The sequence below is a fragment of the Leptolyngbya sp. FACHB-541 genome (genome assembly GCF_014695875.1).
In the GTDB taxonomy this organism is placed as follows: Bacteria; Cyanobacteriota; Cyanobacteriia; order Elainellales; family Elainellaceae; genus JAAUTN01.
The window spans coordinates 188,275-205,332 of record NZ_JACJPC010000027.1; the positions used below are offsets into that span (position 1 = coordinate 188,275).

Annotated in this window: 14 protein-coding genes; 8 read left to right on the top strand and 6 right to left on the bottom strand. The window is 46.8% G+C overall.

What is annotated here, in order from left to right; translation table 11 throughout:
* Positions 1 to 3: 3 nt before the first annotated feature.
* The 5 genes from aroF to H6G00_RS04315 form a co-directional block, all read right to left on the bottom strand.
* Positions 4 to 900 (bottom strand): 3-deoxy-7-phosphoheptulonate synthase, encoded by an 897-nt coding sequence (gene aroF, locus H6G00_RS04295; RefSeq protein WP_190795812.1) that lies wholly within the window; start codon positions 898 to 900, stop codon positions 4 to 6.
* A 606-nt stretch (positions 901 to 1,506) separates the two neighbouring features.
* The gene (locus H6G00_RS34595) at positions 1,507 to 1,887 is read right to left on the bottom strand and encodes a hypothetical protein (RefSeq protein ID WP_199318299.1); all 381 of its coding nucleotides are present in this window, start codon (positions 1,885 to 1,887) and stop codon (positions 1,507 to 1,509) included.
* Between the two features lie 216 nt (positions 1,888 to 2,103).
* Entirely contained in the window at positions 2,104 to 3,474 is a 1,371-nt protein-coding gene (gene glmU / locus H6G00_RS04305) for a bifunctional UDP-N-acetylglucosamine diphosphorylase/glucosamine-1-phosphate N-acetyltransferase GlmU (protein WP_190795758.1), read from the bottom strand.
* Positions 3,475 to 3,616: 142 nt separating this feature from the next.
* The gene (locus H6G00_RS04310; protein WP_190683334.1) at positions 3,617 to 4,669 is read right to left on the bottom strand and encodes a two-component system response regulator; all 1,053 of its coding nucleotides are present in this window, start codon (positions 4,667 to 4,669) and stop codon (positions 3,617 to 3,619) included.
* A 484-nt stretch (positions 4,670 to 5,153) separates the two neighbouring features.
* The gene (locus H6G00_RS04315) at positions 5,154 to 5,354 is read right to left on the bottom strand and encodes a hypothetical protein (protein ID WP_190645590.1); all 201 of its coding nucleotides are present in this window, start codon (positions 5,352 to 5,354) and stop codon (positions 5,154 to 5,156) included.
* 138 nt (positions 5,355 to 5,492) lie between these two features.
* On the opposite strand from H6G00_RS04315, the gene H6G00_RS04320 reads away from it, so the two are divergent.
* The 4 genes from H6G00_RS04320 (at position 5,493) to H6G00_RS04335 (ending at position 11,550) form a co-directional block, all read left to right on the top strand.
* Positions 5,493 to 6,503 (top strand): alpha/beta hydrolase, encoded by a 1,011-nt coding sequence (locus H6G00_RS04320; protein ID WP_242042119.1) that lies wholly within the window; start codon positions 5,493 to 5,495, stop codon positions 6,501 to 6,503.
* 15 nt (positions 6,504 to 6,518) lie between these two features.
* Positions 6,519 to 7,301, top strand: a complete 783-nt coding sequence (locus tag H6G00_RS04325; protein WP_190795759.1) for an actin-binding WH2 domain-containing protein — start codon at positions 6,519 to 6,521, stop codon at positions 7,299 to 7,301.
* A 35-nt stretch (positions 7,302 to 7,336) separates the two neighbouring features.
* Positions 7,337 to 8,038 carry a hypothetical protein gene (locus H6G00_RS04330; protein WP_190795760.1) on the top strand — a complete coding sequence of 234 codons (702 nt, stop codon included), beginning with the start codon at positions 7,337 to 7,339 and terminating at the stop codon, positions 8,036 to 8,038.
* 416 nt (positions 8,039 to 8,454) lie between these two features.
* On the top strand, positions 8,455 to 11,550 hold the full coding sequence (locus tag H6G00_RS04335; protein ID WP_190795761.1) for a tetratricopeptide repeat protein: 3,096 nt from the start codon (positions 8,455 to 8,457) through the stop codon (positions 11,548 to 11,550).
* Here H6G00_RS04335 and H6G00_RS04340 read toward each other — a convergent pair.
* Complete coding sequence (locus H6G00_RS04340; RefSeq protein ID WP_190795762.1) at positions 11,534 to 12,028, bottom strand: GNAT family N-acetyltransferase; 495 nt, start codon at positions 12,026 to 12,028, stop codon at positions 11,534 to 11,536. The two genes, H6G00_RS04335 and H6G00_RS04340, sit on opposite strands and share 17 nt — an antisense overlap.
* A 274-nt stretch (positions 12,029 to 12,302) precedes the next feature.
* Between H6G00_RS04340 and H6G00_RS04345 the strand changes: the two genes are divergently transcribed.
* From H6G00_RS04345 to H6G00_RS04360, 4 genes are all read left to right on the top strand, one after another.
* Positions 12,303 to 13,520, top strand: coding sequence for a hypothetical protein (locus H6G00_RS04345; protein WP_190795763.1), 1,218 nt, complete (start codon positions 12,303 to 12,305; stop codon positions 13,518 to 13,520).
* A gap of 310 nt (positions 13,521 to 13,830) precedes the next feature.
* Positions 13,831 to 14,928 carry a glycosyltransferase family A protein gene (locus H6G00_RS04350; RefSeq protein ID WP_190795764.1) on the top strand — a complete coding sequence of 366 codons (1,098 nt, stop codon included), beginning with the start codon at positions 13,831 to 13,833 and terminating at the stop codon, positions 14,926 to 14,928.
* A 25-nt stretch (positions 14,929 to 14,953) separates the two neighbouring features.
* Positions 14,954 to 15,763, top strand: coding sequence for an ABC transporter permease (locus tag H6G00_RS04355; protein WP_190795765.1), 810 nt, complete (start codon positions 14,954 to 14,956; stop codon positions 15,761 to 15,763).
* Positions 15,764 to 17,032, top strand: a complete 1,269-nt coding sequence (locus tag H6G00_RS04360; protein ID WP_190795766.1) for an ABC transporter ATP-binding protein — start codon at positions 15,764 to 15,766, stop codon at positions 17,030 to 17,032.
* Positions 17,033 to 17,058: the final 26 nt, after the last annotated feature.

Here is a 17,058-nt window from a genome sequence, read left to right on the forward strand (position 1 = left end):
CCTTTAGACGAGTGAAAGCCGGGGCAAATTTCCGGCTTTCATAGGAATTGAGCGTCCTACAGCAGCAGCAACAGGTCTGAGGCTTTGAACTAGGCTCACCATGTCATCGAGAGAAAGGGCTTGACGAGCATCAGAGACAGATTTTTCGGGTTCAGGGTGACACTCGACCATAATGCCGTCTGCCCCACAGGCAACAGCGGCTCTGGCAAGGTCGGAAACTAATTCACGTTTGCCTACGGCATGACTGGGATCAACAATTACAGGCAAGTGAGTAATTTGCTTCAGGGCAACAACTGCTCCTAGGTCAAGCACGTTTCGGGTATAGGGGTCGAAGCTGCGAATGCCGCGCTCACACAGGATGACGTTTGGGTTGCCGTGGCTGAGGATGTATTCTGCGGCCATGACGAATTCTTCAATTGTGGCGGCTAGTCCACGCTTGAGGACGATGGGTTTGTCTACTTCACCAACGGCTTTGAGCAGGTCGAAGTTTTGCATATTGCGGCTGCCGATTTGTAGCGCATCGGCATAGGTGGCGATCGCCTCAATCTGCGAGATTGCCATCACTTCAGTAATTACAGGTAGTCCAGAGTGATCGCGAACAGATGCCAAAATTTCTAACCCCTCTTGCCCCATTCCCTGAAATGCGTAAGGTGAAGTGCGAGGCTTGAATACACCGCCCCTGATTGCCTGAACAGGAGCTGTGACAAGGCGGCTGGCGACTTCCTCCATTTGAGCCTGACTTTCGACCGAGCAAGGGCCGCCTACAATCAGCAAATCTTGTCCGCCGACTGCAATTTGTTCTGAAAGCTGAACGACGGTTTTATGGCTGGGATTAGCTTTAGCAGCGAGTTTAGCGTTTTGCACTGGAGACTCCTTTAAAAAGAACGTAGTGGTGTGAATTGCGAGAAATCGAACTGGGAGAGATTGAACTGTGAGAAACTCAACTGAGAAAAATCCAAGCCATTAAAAAACCCGGAACCGTTAAAGTCCCGGGTTGGTAGAAGATTGCATGACCATCTCACCCGGGTATTTCCCTGGACCAAAAAAAGTAAAAGCCGTAAAACCAGCTATTGAGATAGGTCAGCATTTCTACTTCCTGAATGAATGGCTCGGAAAACAAACTCTGAAAAAGCAAAAAACCGCAGATTGTAGTCTGCGGTTCACCAGAGGTTCCATGCAAAGCTGGACTCACCCCAGGTGAACCTCCATAAACCAAAAATAAAAGTAAGAAGTTGAGTAGCTCATGGCTGTTGCAGCGGTTTTTTGCTAATTTCCAACTGTCTTTCAACCGTAGCAGGCAAAACCTGAACGAGTCAAGAGTCCTTTCGGGTGATTTACGAATTCATTCCGCTTTAGGGAAAAACTCCATCAGAGTAAAAAAGTTTGGTGGTTTCGGTCGTTAAGGCTATTTCAACTCTTAGAGAGGTAGTTCCAAAAGGGTAATAATTTTTTGTTGTGCAGGTTTAGCCCGCACAACAAAAAATCATTACCTAAATGCCACTACCTTTAGAGATACTCACGGAGGAAATCGAAGGGATCATCCTCCCAACAAAGTTCAGGACTCATCCATTCCAGATTAAGGAGAACATCGGCTTGAATTTCTTCTATTTCTTCATGCTCAAACAATTCCTCTAGCGCCTCTAAATCTCTTCCTCTTAGAGCTGTTGAGGGCGAAGAGCCTCTGAGAGAACCTTGATGCAACTGAGGCTGATCTAGGTCAACCGGATCAATCGCCCAATCTGCTAATCGCGTATCAGGTTGAGTAGGAGCAGCGGCTAAGGGGTGAGGCGATCGCCCAATCTTTTTCTGCAACGATGCCTTGGAGTTATATTCAGGCAACTTCGTCAGAGACGAATTACTGTTAGGGTCAGACGAAGTGACAAACATCAAATTTAAGTACCAGTCATACAACAGGGACTCTGGGGCTATGCCTTTATCCTGATAGTAAACCGACTAGTCGTTACTATTTGGTTCTATACAGAACAGGAATTAATAAATTCCCAACAGCAAACCTTCTGCCTGAAGCCCTTCACACTTGAGGTCTAGTAAATCGTTTCAAATGGTGCAACTTGCCTGTGCCACTTGAGATTAGTACTGATTTTGTTATTGAGGAAGTTCTTCTAAGCGGGATTTAAGCCGCCAGCCCGGTTTAACCACCTGGCGCGCCCGGGCAATTACCAGACAATCAGCGGGCACATCTTCAGTAACGGTTGAACCCGCAGCAATGTTGACATCTGCACCAACCGTGATAGGGGCAACCAAGACGCTGTTTGATCCGGTTTTGGTGCGATCGCCAATTTGAGTGGGATGTTTATTCACGCCATCATAATTAGCTGTAATCGTTCCTGCACCGACGTTTACCCGTTCTCCAGTGGTTGTGTCGCCCAGGTAAGACAGATGAGCGACATTGGTGCGATCGCCCAAAGTAGTTTTCTTCAACTCCACAAAGTTGCCGATGCGACAGCCATCTCCCACCTGCACCTGACCCCGCAAATGAGCATATGGACCAATTCGGGTATTAGCTGCTACGGTACTGTCTGTCACCACCGAATACAGCACAGTCACATTTTCGCCAATTTGGCTATTTTCGATCAGGCTACCTGGTCCAATGCGGCTGCCTGCTTGAATTAAGGTCTTGCCTCTGAGATGAGTCTGAGGCTCAACGATCACGTCTGGTTGAAGCTGCACTGTGTCATCGATCGTCGTACTATCGGGATCGATTAGCGTTACGCCTGCCTTCATCCAGTCATCCTTAATCCGCGTTTGTAGAATGCTGTAAGCATTGGCAAGCTGCTTGCGATCGTTGATCCCTAAAATTTCCTGGTGATCTTCTACATCTACCGCCATCACGGGTTCCAAAATGCTAACGGTATCCGTCAGGTAATATTCCTGCTGGTCATTATTAGACTGAAGCTGAGGCAGCACTCGCGCCAGGTCAGCCCAGCGAAAGCAATAAACCCCAGCATTGATTCGGCGGTTTTGCTTTTGCGCGGCGGTGCAGTCCCGGTCTTCCACGATTTGCGTCACAATGTTTTGCCCATCACAAAACACGCGCCCGTAGCCCTTAGGGTCTGGTAACTGTGCCGTCAAGATCGTTGCTGCATTCTGCTTCGTTTGGTGGGTTTGCAACAGCGACTTAAGGGTTTGGGGACGCAGCAGCGGTACATCACCGTTTAGCACTAGCAAATCTCCCTCAAAGTCTGCCAGTGGGGAAAGTAGCTGTTGAACGGCGTGCCCAGTCCCCAGTTGTTCCGTCTGTTCGACAAATTCTAAATCTGGGTAGAGGCTGAGTGCTTCCTGCACCAGATCACTTCGATAGCCAACAATGATCAATTGGCGCGATGGTTGAATCTCTGCCAGACTTTGCAAAACTCGCTCAACCAGCGATCGCCCTCCTAGAGGATGCAAGACTTTAGGTAAGTGAGATTTCATTCGTGTCCCACGTCCCGCTGCCAGAATTGCTACCGCTACCATGTTTTCCCCAACCTAATCCATTCTCACGGAGTATACCTTGCTAGTGCTTTTTCCAAAAGGCTGTTTTGTAAGGAGGGTGCAGGCGATGCCTGCACCCTCCTTACAAAACAGCTTCATCAAGCTGCGCAGCAATACCGATTGCTCAGTTCAAATGCGTGAACAATTCAGCTTTTTCAACTTCACTCTTCTCGGACCCAGTTTGAGTCAGAACAAACTCAGAAAACAATTGCATCAGCTTAGGATTTCGCCAACCCCTAGCAGTTTCTGCATTCATAATTTTGAGAGCTTCCTCAAATGAGAGGGCAATTTTGTAAGGTCGGCTATGAGTTAGGGCATCAAAAATGTCGATGATCTGAAATACCTGAGCCAGGTAGGGAATTTCATCGCCAACTAAACCGTCTGGGTAGCCAGAACCATCCCACCGCTCATGATGATGGCGAATAATCGGGATGACTCCTTGCATCGTTCTTAGCGGCTGACAGATTTTTTCGCCGATTAGCACATGCTGTCGCATTAACTCCCAATCTTCTGGCGTGAGTTTGTCTGTCTTGAGCAAGACTGCATCAGGAATGCCAACTTTGCCAATATCGTGCAGGTAACCACCCCACATTAAATCGCGAACCTCATTTCGGGAAAGGTTGAGAAATTCACCAAATGCTTTGCCTTGAAGAACCAGACGTTCACAGTGATTCCCGGTATTAGGATCACGGCTCTCAACGGCACGGGCAATCGAAAATAAGACTTGACTGGCATGATCCAGATCTTCGTTGAGGCGTTTTTGCTGAACTAGAGATTTGACGCGAGCAGAAAGCTCAAGCTGGTCAAAAGGCTTTGTCAGAAAGTCGTCTCCTCCGGCTTCAATTCCTCTTAGGCGGGCGCGGCGATCGTTTAAAGCAGTAATAAAAACAATTGGAATTAAGCGGGTCCGTTCATCCTGCTTGAGTCGACGACAAACTTCAAATCCATCTATCCCTGGCATCATTACGTCTAACAGGATTAGATCTGGGTTAACGTCAACTACACAGCCTAAAGCAGTAGAGCCGCTGCTGGCTTCTAAAACTTCATAACCTTCTACTGCGAGAAGAGCAACAGCAGTCATCCGACTGGAGGGATGATCATCAACAACCAAAATTTTAGGTTTTTCTGAGTCAGGACAGTTCACAAGAAGGACTCGCTTTTTGTCGTTTGTTAGCATCACCTGATATCTGGCGTACAAAACTCGACAGCAACCTGCTCAATTAGTTGGGCTAGTTAACTTGGTAGGTCCGTGCAGCAGTGATGCAACGTCTGCAATACAGTTCTTGGACAGAGGAGCAAACGCCCGTTTGACAGTTACCTATTGCCTTGCTCATTAAGCTTGGGCATTAATCTAGCCTATGATTCCCGGTGTTCAGGTTTTATTGACAAGACAAGTTGTTAATTTGAAGAAGTCTGTAATCTTCTTCAGTGCTAAGTTTGAAACGTCTTTAATCTTTTGCCCTCAGCACACATTTTCTTGCTGAAGTGCCCTTTAGTATAGCTTCAACAAGATTAGGACTGAGAAACTTAATAAATCCGCAATTTAGCGTTATTAATCCATACCAGCGAAATATCCCAATACAGCAAAAAATCGGAGACAAATTGCTCCGATTTGGGAAGTTATATCTGAAAGCAGATTGCCCCTGAAAGCAAGCCGACGGCTAGAGAACTTGACGAGAGACAAATTTCTCGAAATTAGCCTGGGTCTGATGCAGCAGCTGCTCGCGGCTGTCAATGGTTTGCGTCAGGGTGGGAACCAGATTACGAGCCTGTAACGCCATGTGAAGCTGTAGGTGAGCGACGTACTCGCTGAAGTCCTCTCGAAGTGCAGGATTTGAAAGCTGTTCGGATTGCGAAGCCAAAGTGTTCTTCCTCTCTAAACTCTGCGTCAAAGGGTATCAAAGTCAAAGGATGTCAAAAACTGACATGTAGAACGTATCATCTCAACGTTCCTTTGTTTTGCGTTTTGCAATGAAGTGTAATCCTTTTGGGATTAACTGTTGAGAAGTATAAACTTCATTGAAATCTGGCGGCAAACTTTCCCAAAATTTGGGCGAACTTGCCTGAAGTATTTTCAGGTGCGATCGCCTGTCTACATTTGTCGCCTTCCAGCATCCCTTAACTCGTCAACATCTACTCTAAGGTTTCCACTCACCATGAGCGACAAGCAGATTCTAACGCTGAACAGCCAATCTAATAATGACTTACCCTACCAGGCTGCCTATTCAGAGACAGGGCAAGGTTCAGTTGTCTTGTTTCTGCATGGCTTTATGGGCGAAGGAAGCTGTTGGCGATCGCTCACTCAACTGCTCCAGCCTCACTATCGCTGCATCAGCTTAGACATGCTGGGGTTTGGTGCGTCGTCTAAGCCCAAAATTCGCTATGACATCGCCAAGCAGGTTGCTTTTGTGCGGCAATTTGTGGAGACGCTCAATCTGGGTTCAGTGGCAATTGTGGGGCATTCGCTAGGTGGATGGGTCGCTTCAGCCTATGCGCTTGATTACGAGAACTCGATCAGAGCTTTGATTTTAGCGGCTCCAGCTGGGATTCGAGACGACAGTTTTTGTGGGCGCTATGATGCGCTACGCCCACTGCTGTGGCAAACTCCGCTGGTGGATGGAATGCTTTGGCTGGTAAAGCCCTTCGCTGGTGTTGTTGGACAGCGAGAAGGACTGGAGCGGATTAGCTGGTTTCGACGGGAGCTAAATGCTCAACCTGCGGCCCGATCATTTTTGGTCGATCGGCTCCGTCCTGAAGATGCGATTGACACAGTTGAGAAGGAAATTCATCGGTTGCGGGTGCCGACGCTAGTGATCACGGGCGATCGCGATGAAACGATTCCACTGTGGCACTCGCAGACCTACGCCTCCGAAATTTTGGGGGCTGAGATTGTAGTGATTCCCGGTGCTGACCACGCTTTACCTCAGGGTTATGCCTCCGAAATGGCTGAACTGACCCTGCCATTTTTGAGCCGTGTATCTACTGCTTCGCCTCATCAACCCTCACCATGATAAGCAGGAGTTTCTGTGAAATACTTTGCCGTTTTAATTACGCTGTTGCGCGATCGCACGCTTTTTCTAGAAGAAATTCGTCAAGGTATTAAGATTGAAAGCAAAATCGTTTCGCTGCTCATCTCAAGCTCGATCTTTTTTGCAATTTATGGCGCAATTATTGGCGCAAACAGCAGCCTACCTCAAGTCATTTCATCGGCTGTAAAACTTCCGGCTCTGTATCTAATTACGCTGATTATCTGTTTGCCGACGCTGTTTTTCTTTGACATTTTGTTTGGGTCTACACTGGCTTTCAATCAATATGCTGCTTTGATTTTGACAACAGTCTCAGTAATCAGTGTTTTGCTATTTAGCTTTGCTCCAGTTACTCTGTTTTTCCTGGTTTCAATTCGAGATTACGAATTCTTCCTGCTACTAAACATTGCTATCCTTGCACTCACTGGAGTAATTGGCGTGAAATTGTTTTATCAGGGAATGCAATTTGTTACAGAAGCAAATTACAAGACGTTCAAATCAAGAGAGCCGTTGGTTAAACTGGACGAAGCAGAAAATCCGTCAGAAGATTTTGTTAGGGTGAAAGATGCGATTCCTGTAGAGGATAAAAGTCAAAGGATGCGAACAAGGCTGCTGCAATTTTGGTTATTCCTTTATGCTCTGGTAGGTAGCCAGTTGGGGTGGACGCTCAGACCCTTTTTTGGCGCACCTGGAGAGCCTTTTCAGCTATTTCGCAGTGAAATTGAGAGCAATTTTTATCAACAGGTGATTCGAATAATCTTCACTGTTTTGGGCCCTCAATAGTTTTAAGTGTTGCCAAGATTAAGAGCAGGTTACTTATGCAGTCAGACCTGGAGGAACTGAGAATTACCCAAAAGGAATTGGAAAACTTATCAGGTCTAGATGTGAATGAAGTCTTTGTAGGTGGTGCATGGCGACCTTCGATTATTCGCTATCCCAAAAGGCTTCTTTCGTTTCTAATGACTGAAGTTTTTACGTTTGGGTTGATTCTAATTTTTTGCTTGCCAATTGGCTTAATCATAGCTCGTAGCTTTGGTGGGCTAACGGGAGATGCTAGCAGCACTGCACAATTTCTACAGATTAGTTTTGGAGCGTCGGTGGCGATCGCCCTGCTGTGGAACCTCTACATGTGGCAGAAAGGAAAAAGTATGAAAATACTGGCTCACTTGCTAGATGAAGTGGATAAACACAATGAAATTATTGCAGCAGTTGATGTAATCGACGAACTCGGTTCGGTGAAAAACTCAACGATTAGCCTGATCGATCGGAAAGAAGTTTTAGCTGCCCTTACCGCTACAAGAGAAAGCTTAGTTTGTGCATTAATGACTGAAAAAATTTTGCGAAAACACAAGCGCTTTATTGCCCGTCGTCATGAGTTGTTCAACAACATCGAAACCAATTTAGCAGCACTGCAAAATTTGCAGGTGAATAACCAGGCAGATGAATACGGGCAGCTTTTGAATGAAGCACTTGAGATTGGCATGAGCGTACATCAGGAAATCAGAAAGTTTGAGCGATAAGAGAACTGGAAATCGGGGGATTGCCCAGAATAGCCATAGATACTATGCGAATCTTCCTACAGACAGATGACAAGTTTTCGTGCCAGACTGTTGTAACTGATTTGTTGTCTGGCTCAAAGCTATGCTGAGTGTGAATTGGAAAGTTGAACGCTGCCTGAACTGTTGCCATTTTGCGGTTAAGAGTCAGGATGAGTTTTTTGATTGCTTAAAGTGCCGAGAGCAGTTGCTACATGACCAAATCAGCAACTCGTTAGAAAGAAGCTGCGTATTTTGCGGACACCCCCTCATTCTTCTCATGGAATCCTGTTTACACTGTGGAAATCAGCCTAAATTACTCCAGACGGAGCTAGAAACAGACTGAAAGAAGGGTAGAGCAGTACGCTCTAACTTCTCATCCTTCACCCCTCATTTCCCCAATGGCTTCCCTCTCTGATGCACTAGCGATCGCCCACCAGCACTATCAATCTGGACGGCTAGCTGAAGCAGAACAGGCATATCGCCAAATTTTGGCAGAGCATCCTGACTACACCGAGGTCTGGCATTTCTTGGGAATGACGTTTCACCAGGCAGGACGCTTGCTCGATGCGATCGCTTGCTATCAGCGGGCGTTGAGTTTCAAGCTTGACAATCCCTTTGTTCACAACAATTTGGGTGTCGCTCACCGGGCACAGGGGCAGTTTGATCTAGCGATCGCTCACTATCAACAAGCTTTGGCACTCAAGCCCAGCTACCCAGAAGTTCACAACAATTTGGGCAACCTGTTTCGCCAAACGGGTGATTTGGAGCAGGCGATCGCCCATTATCAGCAAGCCATTTCCCTTGCACCTCGCTATGCAGAAGCGCATAACAACCTGGGCATGGTGCGGCAGGATCAGGGCGAATTTGAGCAGGCGATCGCTCACTATCAGCAAGCCCTAACGCTGAAACCAGACAATGCTGATATCCACAACAATTTGGGAAATGCCCTCCAGGGGCTGAAGAAATTTGAGGCAGCGATCGCTTGCTACCAAAAAGCGTTGGCGTTGCAACCCGAAAATTTCACCTTCTACAACAACTTGGGGGCAGCCCTGCAAGAGTTAGGGCAGTTAACGAAATCGGTGCAGGTTTATCGGCAGGCGCTAACGCTGAAGCCTGACTATGCGGATGCTTATTACAACCTGGGCAATACGCTGAAAGATTTGAAAAAACTGGATGAATGTGTCACCTGTTATCGTCAGGCGATCGCCCTCAAACCCAACTATGCGGATGCCTACAACAATCTAGGTTTAGCGCTATGCGAACAGGGCAAAATTGCTGAATCAGTTGCAGCCTATCAACAGGTAATTTCGCTTCAGCCTGACTATGCGGATGCTCACCTCAATCGGGGATTGTCACTGCTGCTGGCAGGCGAGCTAGCCCAAGGCTTTGAGGAATACGAGTGGCGCTGGCAGGTAAAAGGGCCAAACTTCAAGTCACTTCCTGCCTTCACTCAACCGATATGGGATGGGTCTTACCTGAACGGCAAAACAATTTTGCTGTACGCCGAGCAAGGCTTTGGTGACACGATTCAGTTTATTCGTTACGCGCCGCTGATAGCTGAGCGCGGCGGGCGGGTGATTGTAGAGTGTCAGGAAGCGCTAATCAGGCTGCTGCAAACCGTTCCTGAAATTAACCAGGTAATTGCCAAAGGCACTCCCCTACCGGAATTCCACGTCCATGCGCCATTGCTCAGCTTGCCGCACATTTTCGGGACTACGTTAAATACGATTCCAGCTCAGATTCCCTACCTTAAAGCGCCTGCTTCTGATTTTCGCCTTGATGCACCGTCCGATCGCTTCAAAGTGGGAATTGTTTGGGCAGGCAGTCCCGATCATCGCAGCGATCGAGATCGCTCCTGTTCTCTCAATCAATTTGTGAAACTGCTGGAAGTCCCAAACGTCCAGCTTTATAGTCTACAAAAAGGCGCAAGAACAGCGGACCTGACGCAGCTGCCAAACGCTAGTACTATCGAAGATCTGAGCCCTCAGCTAAAAGATTTTGCTGACACTGCCGCTGCAATGATGCAGCTTGATTTGATTATCACCGTTGACACCTCAGTCGGTCACTTGGCTGGAGCGCTGGGTCGCCCCGTTTGGGTGCTGCTATCTTTTGCTGCTGACTGGCGCTGGATGTGCGATCGCTCAGATAGCCCCTGGTACCCCACCCTTCGCCTGTTCCGCCAACCCACCCCTGGTGATTGGGATAGCGTCCTTACCGAAACCATTCAAACCCTAAAAACCAAAACTCTAAGACCCCAATCCCCAACCCCTGATCCCCAACCCCCAGCTTCCACTCCCCAACCCTCAGCTCCAAGTCTCCACTCCATCGGCATCGGCTGGGAACTTAGCGCTGCCACGGGCTGGGGCATCTACGGCACCAATCTGACGCTGCAATTGCTTAAAACTCGCGAGTTCAAGCCGATTACTCTACTGCCTCCATTCACCTCGGCGGACTTCAACCCGTTGCATCAGGCACTTTTAAGTCCCCTATTTAACGAGCCGCAGCGAATTGAGCAGATTCTTCAGCAAAATCCTGGTAAAGCCTTGAAGGGAAACTTTTTGTTGCTGAAAGCTTTGGGCAACCAGTTTGAAACCACTCCAAAGTTGGAACGGGTCAGCGGAAAACATAATGTCGGCGTGATTTTTTTTGAAGATACGCAACTGAGCCAAACTGCACTGGCACGAGCAAATTCTTATGACCTAATCTTGGCAGGCTCAAGCTGGAATACTGAGGTGCTAAAGAGCTACGGCTGCAATCCTGTTTGCATGGTGCCCCAGGGAATTGATCCGACGATTTTTCATCCTGCACCTCGGTCGGGTGTGTTGGGCGATCGCTTCGTCATCTTTTCTGGGGGTAAGCTGGAATATCGCAAAGGGCAAGATATTGTAATCAAAGCCTTTCGCATCTTCCACTCGCGTCACCCAGAAGCATTGTTGCTTACCGCGTGGCACAACTTTTGGCCCCAAACCATGACAGAGTTAGAACAAACTGGACATGTAGCTGGCTTACCTAAAGTGAGTTCTGATGGACGATTACAAATTCAGGACTGGTTAGCCGACAATGGTATTCCGACTACCGCCTGCATCGATGTGGGGTTAATTCCTAATCACCTGGTGGGACAAATTTTGCGAGAAGCAAATGTGGCTGTCTTCCCCAATCGCTGTGAAGGAGGAACAAACCTGGCAGCGATGGAAAGCCTCGCCTGTGGCGTACCAACAATCCTCTCTGCCAACACAGGACACCTGGATTTAATTAGCGAAAACCACTGTTACTCACTTAAGACTCAAGGTGAAGTGAAACCAACACAGTCCTATCCAGGTGTTGCAGGATGGGGAGAGTCTGACCCTGAAGAACTGGTTGAAGTATTGGAAGCGATTTATACAAACTGCCAGGAAGCTTACCAGCGAGCCATCAATGCCACTCACTTTATGCAAGATTGGACTTGGGAAAAGCAGGTAGGGCGATTGCTTGAAGTGATTAAACCTCTGTTGTGACTTGGGTGTGAATTTGATTTTGATGTCGTTTGACCAGATAACGCTTGAACTGTACACCCTGCCGTTCAACGATTTCAGTGTCATACAGATGAAAACCAAATTTTTTGAACAGCCCTAAACTAAATTCGCTAGCTTCTGCATAAAGGCGTTGAATTCCGTTGCGGCTAGCGTGATCGAGAATCACCTGCATCAGTGTAGAACCGAGACCTTGATGGATGCGATCGCTACGAACATAGGTTGATGCTATATGTCCATCCGCCGCAATGCCTGCAAAGCCTAGAATTCCGGTTTTGTCCACCACCACATAGGTAGTTGACTGCAAAATGAGTTGGCGAAAGCGATCGGCATCGGTTGCCGTAGAAGCCCACGCTATAGTTTGCTCTGAAGTGTAGCGCTGAGGCGCGGTAGACAAAACAGATTGGTGAAACAACTCTGCCAGTTCTGCCAAATCCGATTCTTGAGCGACTCGAACGTTCATTAGGCTCATCCTCTTAGAAAGCTCCAAAAGTCCCTGAAACAGTTAAATAGAGTAGCCCGTTAAAGCTTTTGTCTGAATACTCCGGAAGAACATTGAGAATTGTGAATTATTGAACTGGGGCGATCGCCCCTACAACTCCGTTCAGTTATTCACTGACCGTCCGACAAATCTGTTGAAGCAAGGAGATGAGGATTCAGACAGAAATTTAGCGTAACGTGGTCAACCTTATACCACGCTAAGTTCGTTGATTTAACAAGGGGCTCAACAGCTAGCAATGAATGTATTAAAAGGTATCCTACCGCCAAAATTCTCAGGGCTGATTTTTTTAGGACTGTTCATTATCTACTCTGCCCTATTTTTGTTCTACGATCAGCTCCGTTTTCCGCTGATATGGGATGAGAAACACTTTTGGGAAGCAAGTTTACTGTTTAGCCAAAGCCTTGTTCCTGACTTAAACCAGCTTAGAAACTATGGAGCGCTCAACACACCACTACCATTTATTGTTTTTGGCGTACTTGAGTATCTGTTTGGCAACGGCATCTTCACAGGTCGTTTGCTCAACCTAATTCTCTCATTGGTGATGGTTTGTCTAATTGTATTTCCACTTGCTCAAAAAAGCAAAAACGGCATACTAGCGGCTTGTGGACTACTAATTTTTCCGTATTATCTTTGGTTAAGTACTCATCTTTATACAGATATCATTGCTACCTTTTTTGTCTTTTTAGGATTCTGGCTCTACCTCCGTAACCAGCACTTGTGGAGCAGTGTATCGTTCATCTTGGCGATCGCATCTCGCCAATACATGCTGGCTTTTCCAGTAGCGCTAGCTGCCTATGAGCTAATGTCTTCCCTTAAAGCTGGATTTCAATTTCGTCCGCGACAGTTAGCACCCATAGCAGCAGCAGCAACGATTCTAGGATGGCTTTGGCTGTTTAAAGGCCTCGCACCAGAAGCAGCGATCGCCACCCAAAGCACACCTTCTGTACAGCAGGCAACCTGGTCATTTTCGCTCAGTCCTAGCCTATACTTCCTGAGTTGCATCGGACTCTACTTTGTCATTCCAGAGTGGATTTTGTTTAGCAGAAGCTTCAGCTTCAAACAAATTCTTAGCTTTAGAAATGTTGCTTTAATGCTTGGTTTGTTACCTGCCTTTGTATTTTTTCCACCTCTAGAAGCACACGGATTACTCATTAAAATTGAGAATTTCTTGCCCGCTCCGTCAGTCGTGCTGGCAGTATTTTATGTTTTGGCTTTTCTAACTTGTGTACGTTTTTCGCGAGCCAACCTTGCCTTCTGGCTGCTATTTGTCAACTGCGGACTGATGCTCAAAGCCTACCCTTGGGACAAATATGCGCTGCCGTTGCTTGTAGTATTTTGGTACTTCAAATCAACCAACATCTTAGATAGTAAAGTTCAGGATACAGGAAACGATTCTCAAAAGGCTAAGACTGCTACTCCGGAAGATAGTGGTTTGTTTAGGCAATCTTTGTAGTTCTAAAGTAAAAACACGGAGTTGTTTAGCAGTAGATAAAGAATAAATGAAGTCTGCACACTCTGCGACACAACTAATTGCAGGTAACGTATGATACTCATAAGTGATTCTACAGGGCTTGCTACGTACTACCTAGAGCATTTACGGTTGTGCAGACTAACGAAAATAATTGATCCTGATTGCCCCTGCACATTCCCTCAGTTAATCATTCAATTAATCGCTCTATATCTGTAACTCAGAACTTGAAATCCAAGTTTTAAGCATTACTACCCCCAGCAAAGTCCCCCTTTGGTAGTTAAGGAATTCTTAGATGAAAAGTGTTTCAACGGCTTCGCCTTTAGTTTCAGTCATCATTCCAGCATACAACGCAGAAGCTTTTATTCAGAGAACTCTCACTTCCGTTTTATCTCAAACCTACAAAAACCTGGAAGTCCTAGTCATTGACGATGGTTCCACCGATCGCACCGTTGAAATTGTTCAAGCAATGGCTGAGGGCGATCGCCGCATTCACCTACTTCAGCAACCTAACTCCGGTGTAGCCGCTGCCCGTAACCTGGGCATCAAACATGCCAAAGGTGAGTTCATCGCTCCCCTCGATGCCGATGACATCTGGTATCCCCAAAACATTGAAAAGCAAGTTCAATGCTTTCTGACATCTGATGAAACCGTCGGACTAGTATATTCCTGGTCAGTAGATATTGACGAGAAAGATGTCCCGACTGGCGAATTTAGAGCCGCAAACATCGGAGGATATATTTACAAAGCACTAATCTGTCATAACTTTTTAGGGAATGCTAGTGCTTCTCTAATCCGTCGAACTTGTCTGGAAAAAGTAGGCTACTACAATCAGGAGCTAAGAAAGCAAGGAGCTGAAGGTTGTGAAGACTGGGATTTGTATCTAAGAATTGCTGAATATTATCAATTTCGGGCTATTCCAGAATTCTTGATCGGCTATCGCAAGATTTCCAGCAGCATGTCAGGCAACTTTAAGAAGATGGCAAGATCTCATGCCTTGATGCTGCAAACAGTCCAAAACAAACATCCAGAAATGCCCACTCTGCTTTATCGACTCTCTAGCAGCAGTTTTTACATGTACCTTGCTCGGCAGAGCAGTCAATATGGCAATGACTGCGGTACTCTATTTTGGCTTGTACAAGCTTTAAAGGCAGACTACATCACTCCACTAATACGCTATGGACTATATACGCTTAGCCTGAAAAGTCTGTTAAGGCTAAGCATCCGATCCATGAAATCTATATTCTCCCTAAATAGTCCAGATCAGATCTATCGCAGATCTGGACAAAGCCCCCATCTGATAAGCATCGCAGAGCTTCAATCTAGGCACTTTAGCATCAAATTCAAGCTGTTTGCTGGGCACGTGCTACACCGCCTATTGTTGGCGATCTAAGGTTTAGTGAGAGGGAGAGAAAACCATGGCATCTAGCCGATACAGCAAAAAGTCTTTGCGCCGTGATCAAGTTCATCAGATTCAATACATTTACGATTTGATTCGTGAGTTGGTTGGTCGCGATATTAAGCTGCAATATAAGCGATCGATGCTAGGCATTGCATGGTCTTTTGTCACGCCACTAATGCAATTAGTGGTTTATTATTTCATCTTTCGCTTAGTTCTGTCCCTTGATATTCCTAATTACGCAGCCTTCGCCTTCAGCGGCATGTTGGTGTGGACTTGGTTTCAAGCCTCTTTGTTCCGGGGAGCTAGTTCAATTACAGATGGTCGGGAACTGATTCGGCAGCCCGGATTTCCGGTTGCGATTCTACCGATTGTTGCTGTCACGACTAATCTTGTAAATTTTTTGTTATCTCTCCCGATCCTGCTCCTGTTTTTAGGAAATGAGGGAGGTTGGCTTAAGCCAGCATTTGCACTGCTTCCTATTCTCATCTTGATCCAGTTCTTACTGACTCTCAGCCTGACTTATCTGGTTGCTGCTATTAACGTCACGTTTCGCGACACTCAACACATCTTAGGAGTTCTTCTTAATCTGGTTTTTTACCTAACTCCAATCTTTTATGACACGGATACGATTCCAGCCCAATACCTTCAAGCGTTTCACCTCAACCCGATGACTTATTTGATCGAGGCTTATCGTACTGTCTTGCTTGAAGGCGCGCTGCCGGGCTTGCTACCACTTCTGTTCCTGGCTTTGATGTCTCTGGGTCTTTTGTTTGGTACTTATCGGATCTTCCGACGAGCAAGCTACCGTTTTGCGGAGGAATTGTAAATGCAGCACGCCATTCTCGCGCAGGGTTTATACAAGCAGTTCACTCGATATCATGCAAATAAACCCACGACGCTGCAAGAAGCAATTTTGCGCGGACTGCGTCGCATGAAACCCATCGACCAGTTTTGGGCACTGCGTGATGTTAGCTTTAGCATTGAGCCGGGACGGATGGTGGGGCTAATTGGCCGCAACGGGTCGGGCAAATCAACGTTGCTCAGGCTTTTGGGGGGAATCGGGCGGCCTGACAAGGGAAAAATCAGAACTTACGGTAAAGTTAGGGCTTTGCTCGACTTGGGTGTGGGATTACATCCTGACCTGACTGGGAGAGAAAATGTTTTTGTGAGCGGCGTGATATCTGGGCTAACGCGACGTGAGGTGCAGCAACGCTTTGACTCAATCGTGGGATTTGCAGAGCTAGAGTCTTCAATTGATAATCCTCTACGTACTTACAGCACAGGGATGAGACTGCGACTGGGCTTTGCGATCGCTGTGCATACTTCTCCTGAAATTTTGCTCCTGGACGAAGTGCTCGCGGTAGGAGATCTCTCATTTCAGCGAAAATGTCTGGAGCGAATTAACCAGTTTAAGGCAGAAGGATGCGCCATCATCCTAGTTTCCCATGATGAGTCTCAAATCCAGCAGCTTTGTGATGAAGTCATCTATTTGCGTGAGGGGCAATTGGTCGCGCATGGTGAACCCGAAATTGTGATCGGACAATATGTTGCCGAAATCAGTAATCGAACACATCAACGCACACCACAAGAACATTTAACTTCAACTACAGAGTCCGGCATTGAACTGAGGCTACACGAAAATCGCTTTGGTTCTCTGGAAATGCAGATTACAAATGTGCGATTGCTAAGTGCAGCAGGGTTCCCCGTTAAAGAATTGCACAGTGGTGACGCACTACAAATCGAGATTGAATATTCAGCGCCTCAGCCGATCGCTTCCCCCATCTTTGGAGTAACGATAACCCGTGAAGACCAACTCGCTTGTTACGACACAAACACAGCGGCAACTGGACAAGCGACACCAACAATTCAGGGACAGGGGAAAATCACGCTTCACCTAAAAAGATTGGATCTTAACAGCGGGCAGTACTACGTCAACGTGAGCATTTACGAGTCGGAGTGGAACTATGCCTACGATCACCATTGGCATGTTTATCCTTTGCTGATTCGGCAGAGTGGCTATGAGAAGGGAATATTGAGTGTGCCTCATCAGTGGGAGTTTAACAATGCTCAAACCCTTGCACACAGAGGTCATTAGACCAATTTAGTGAAACTGTTTCGAGA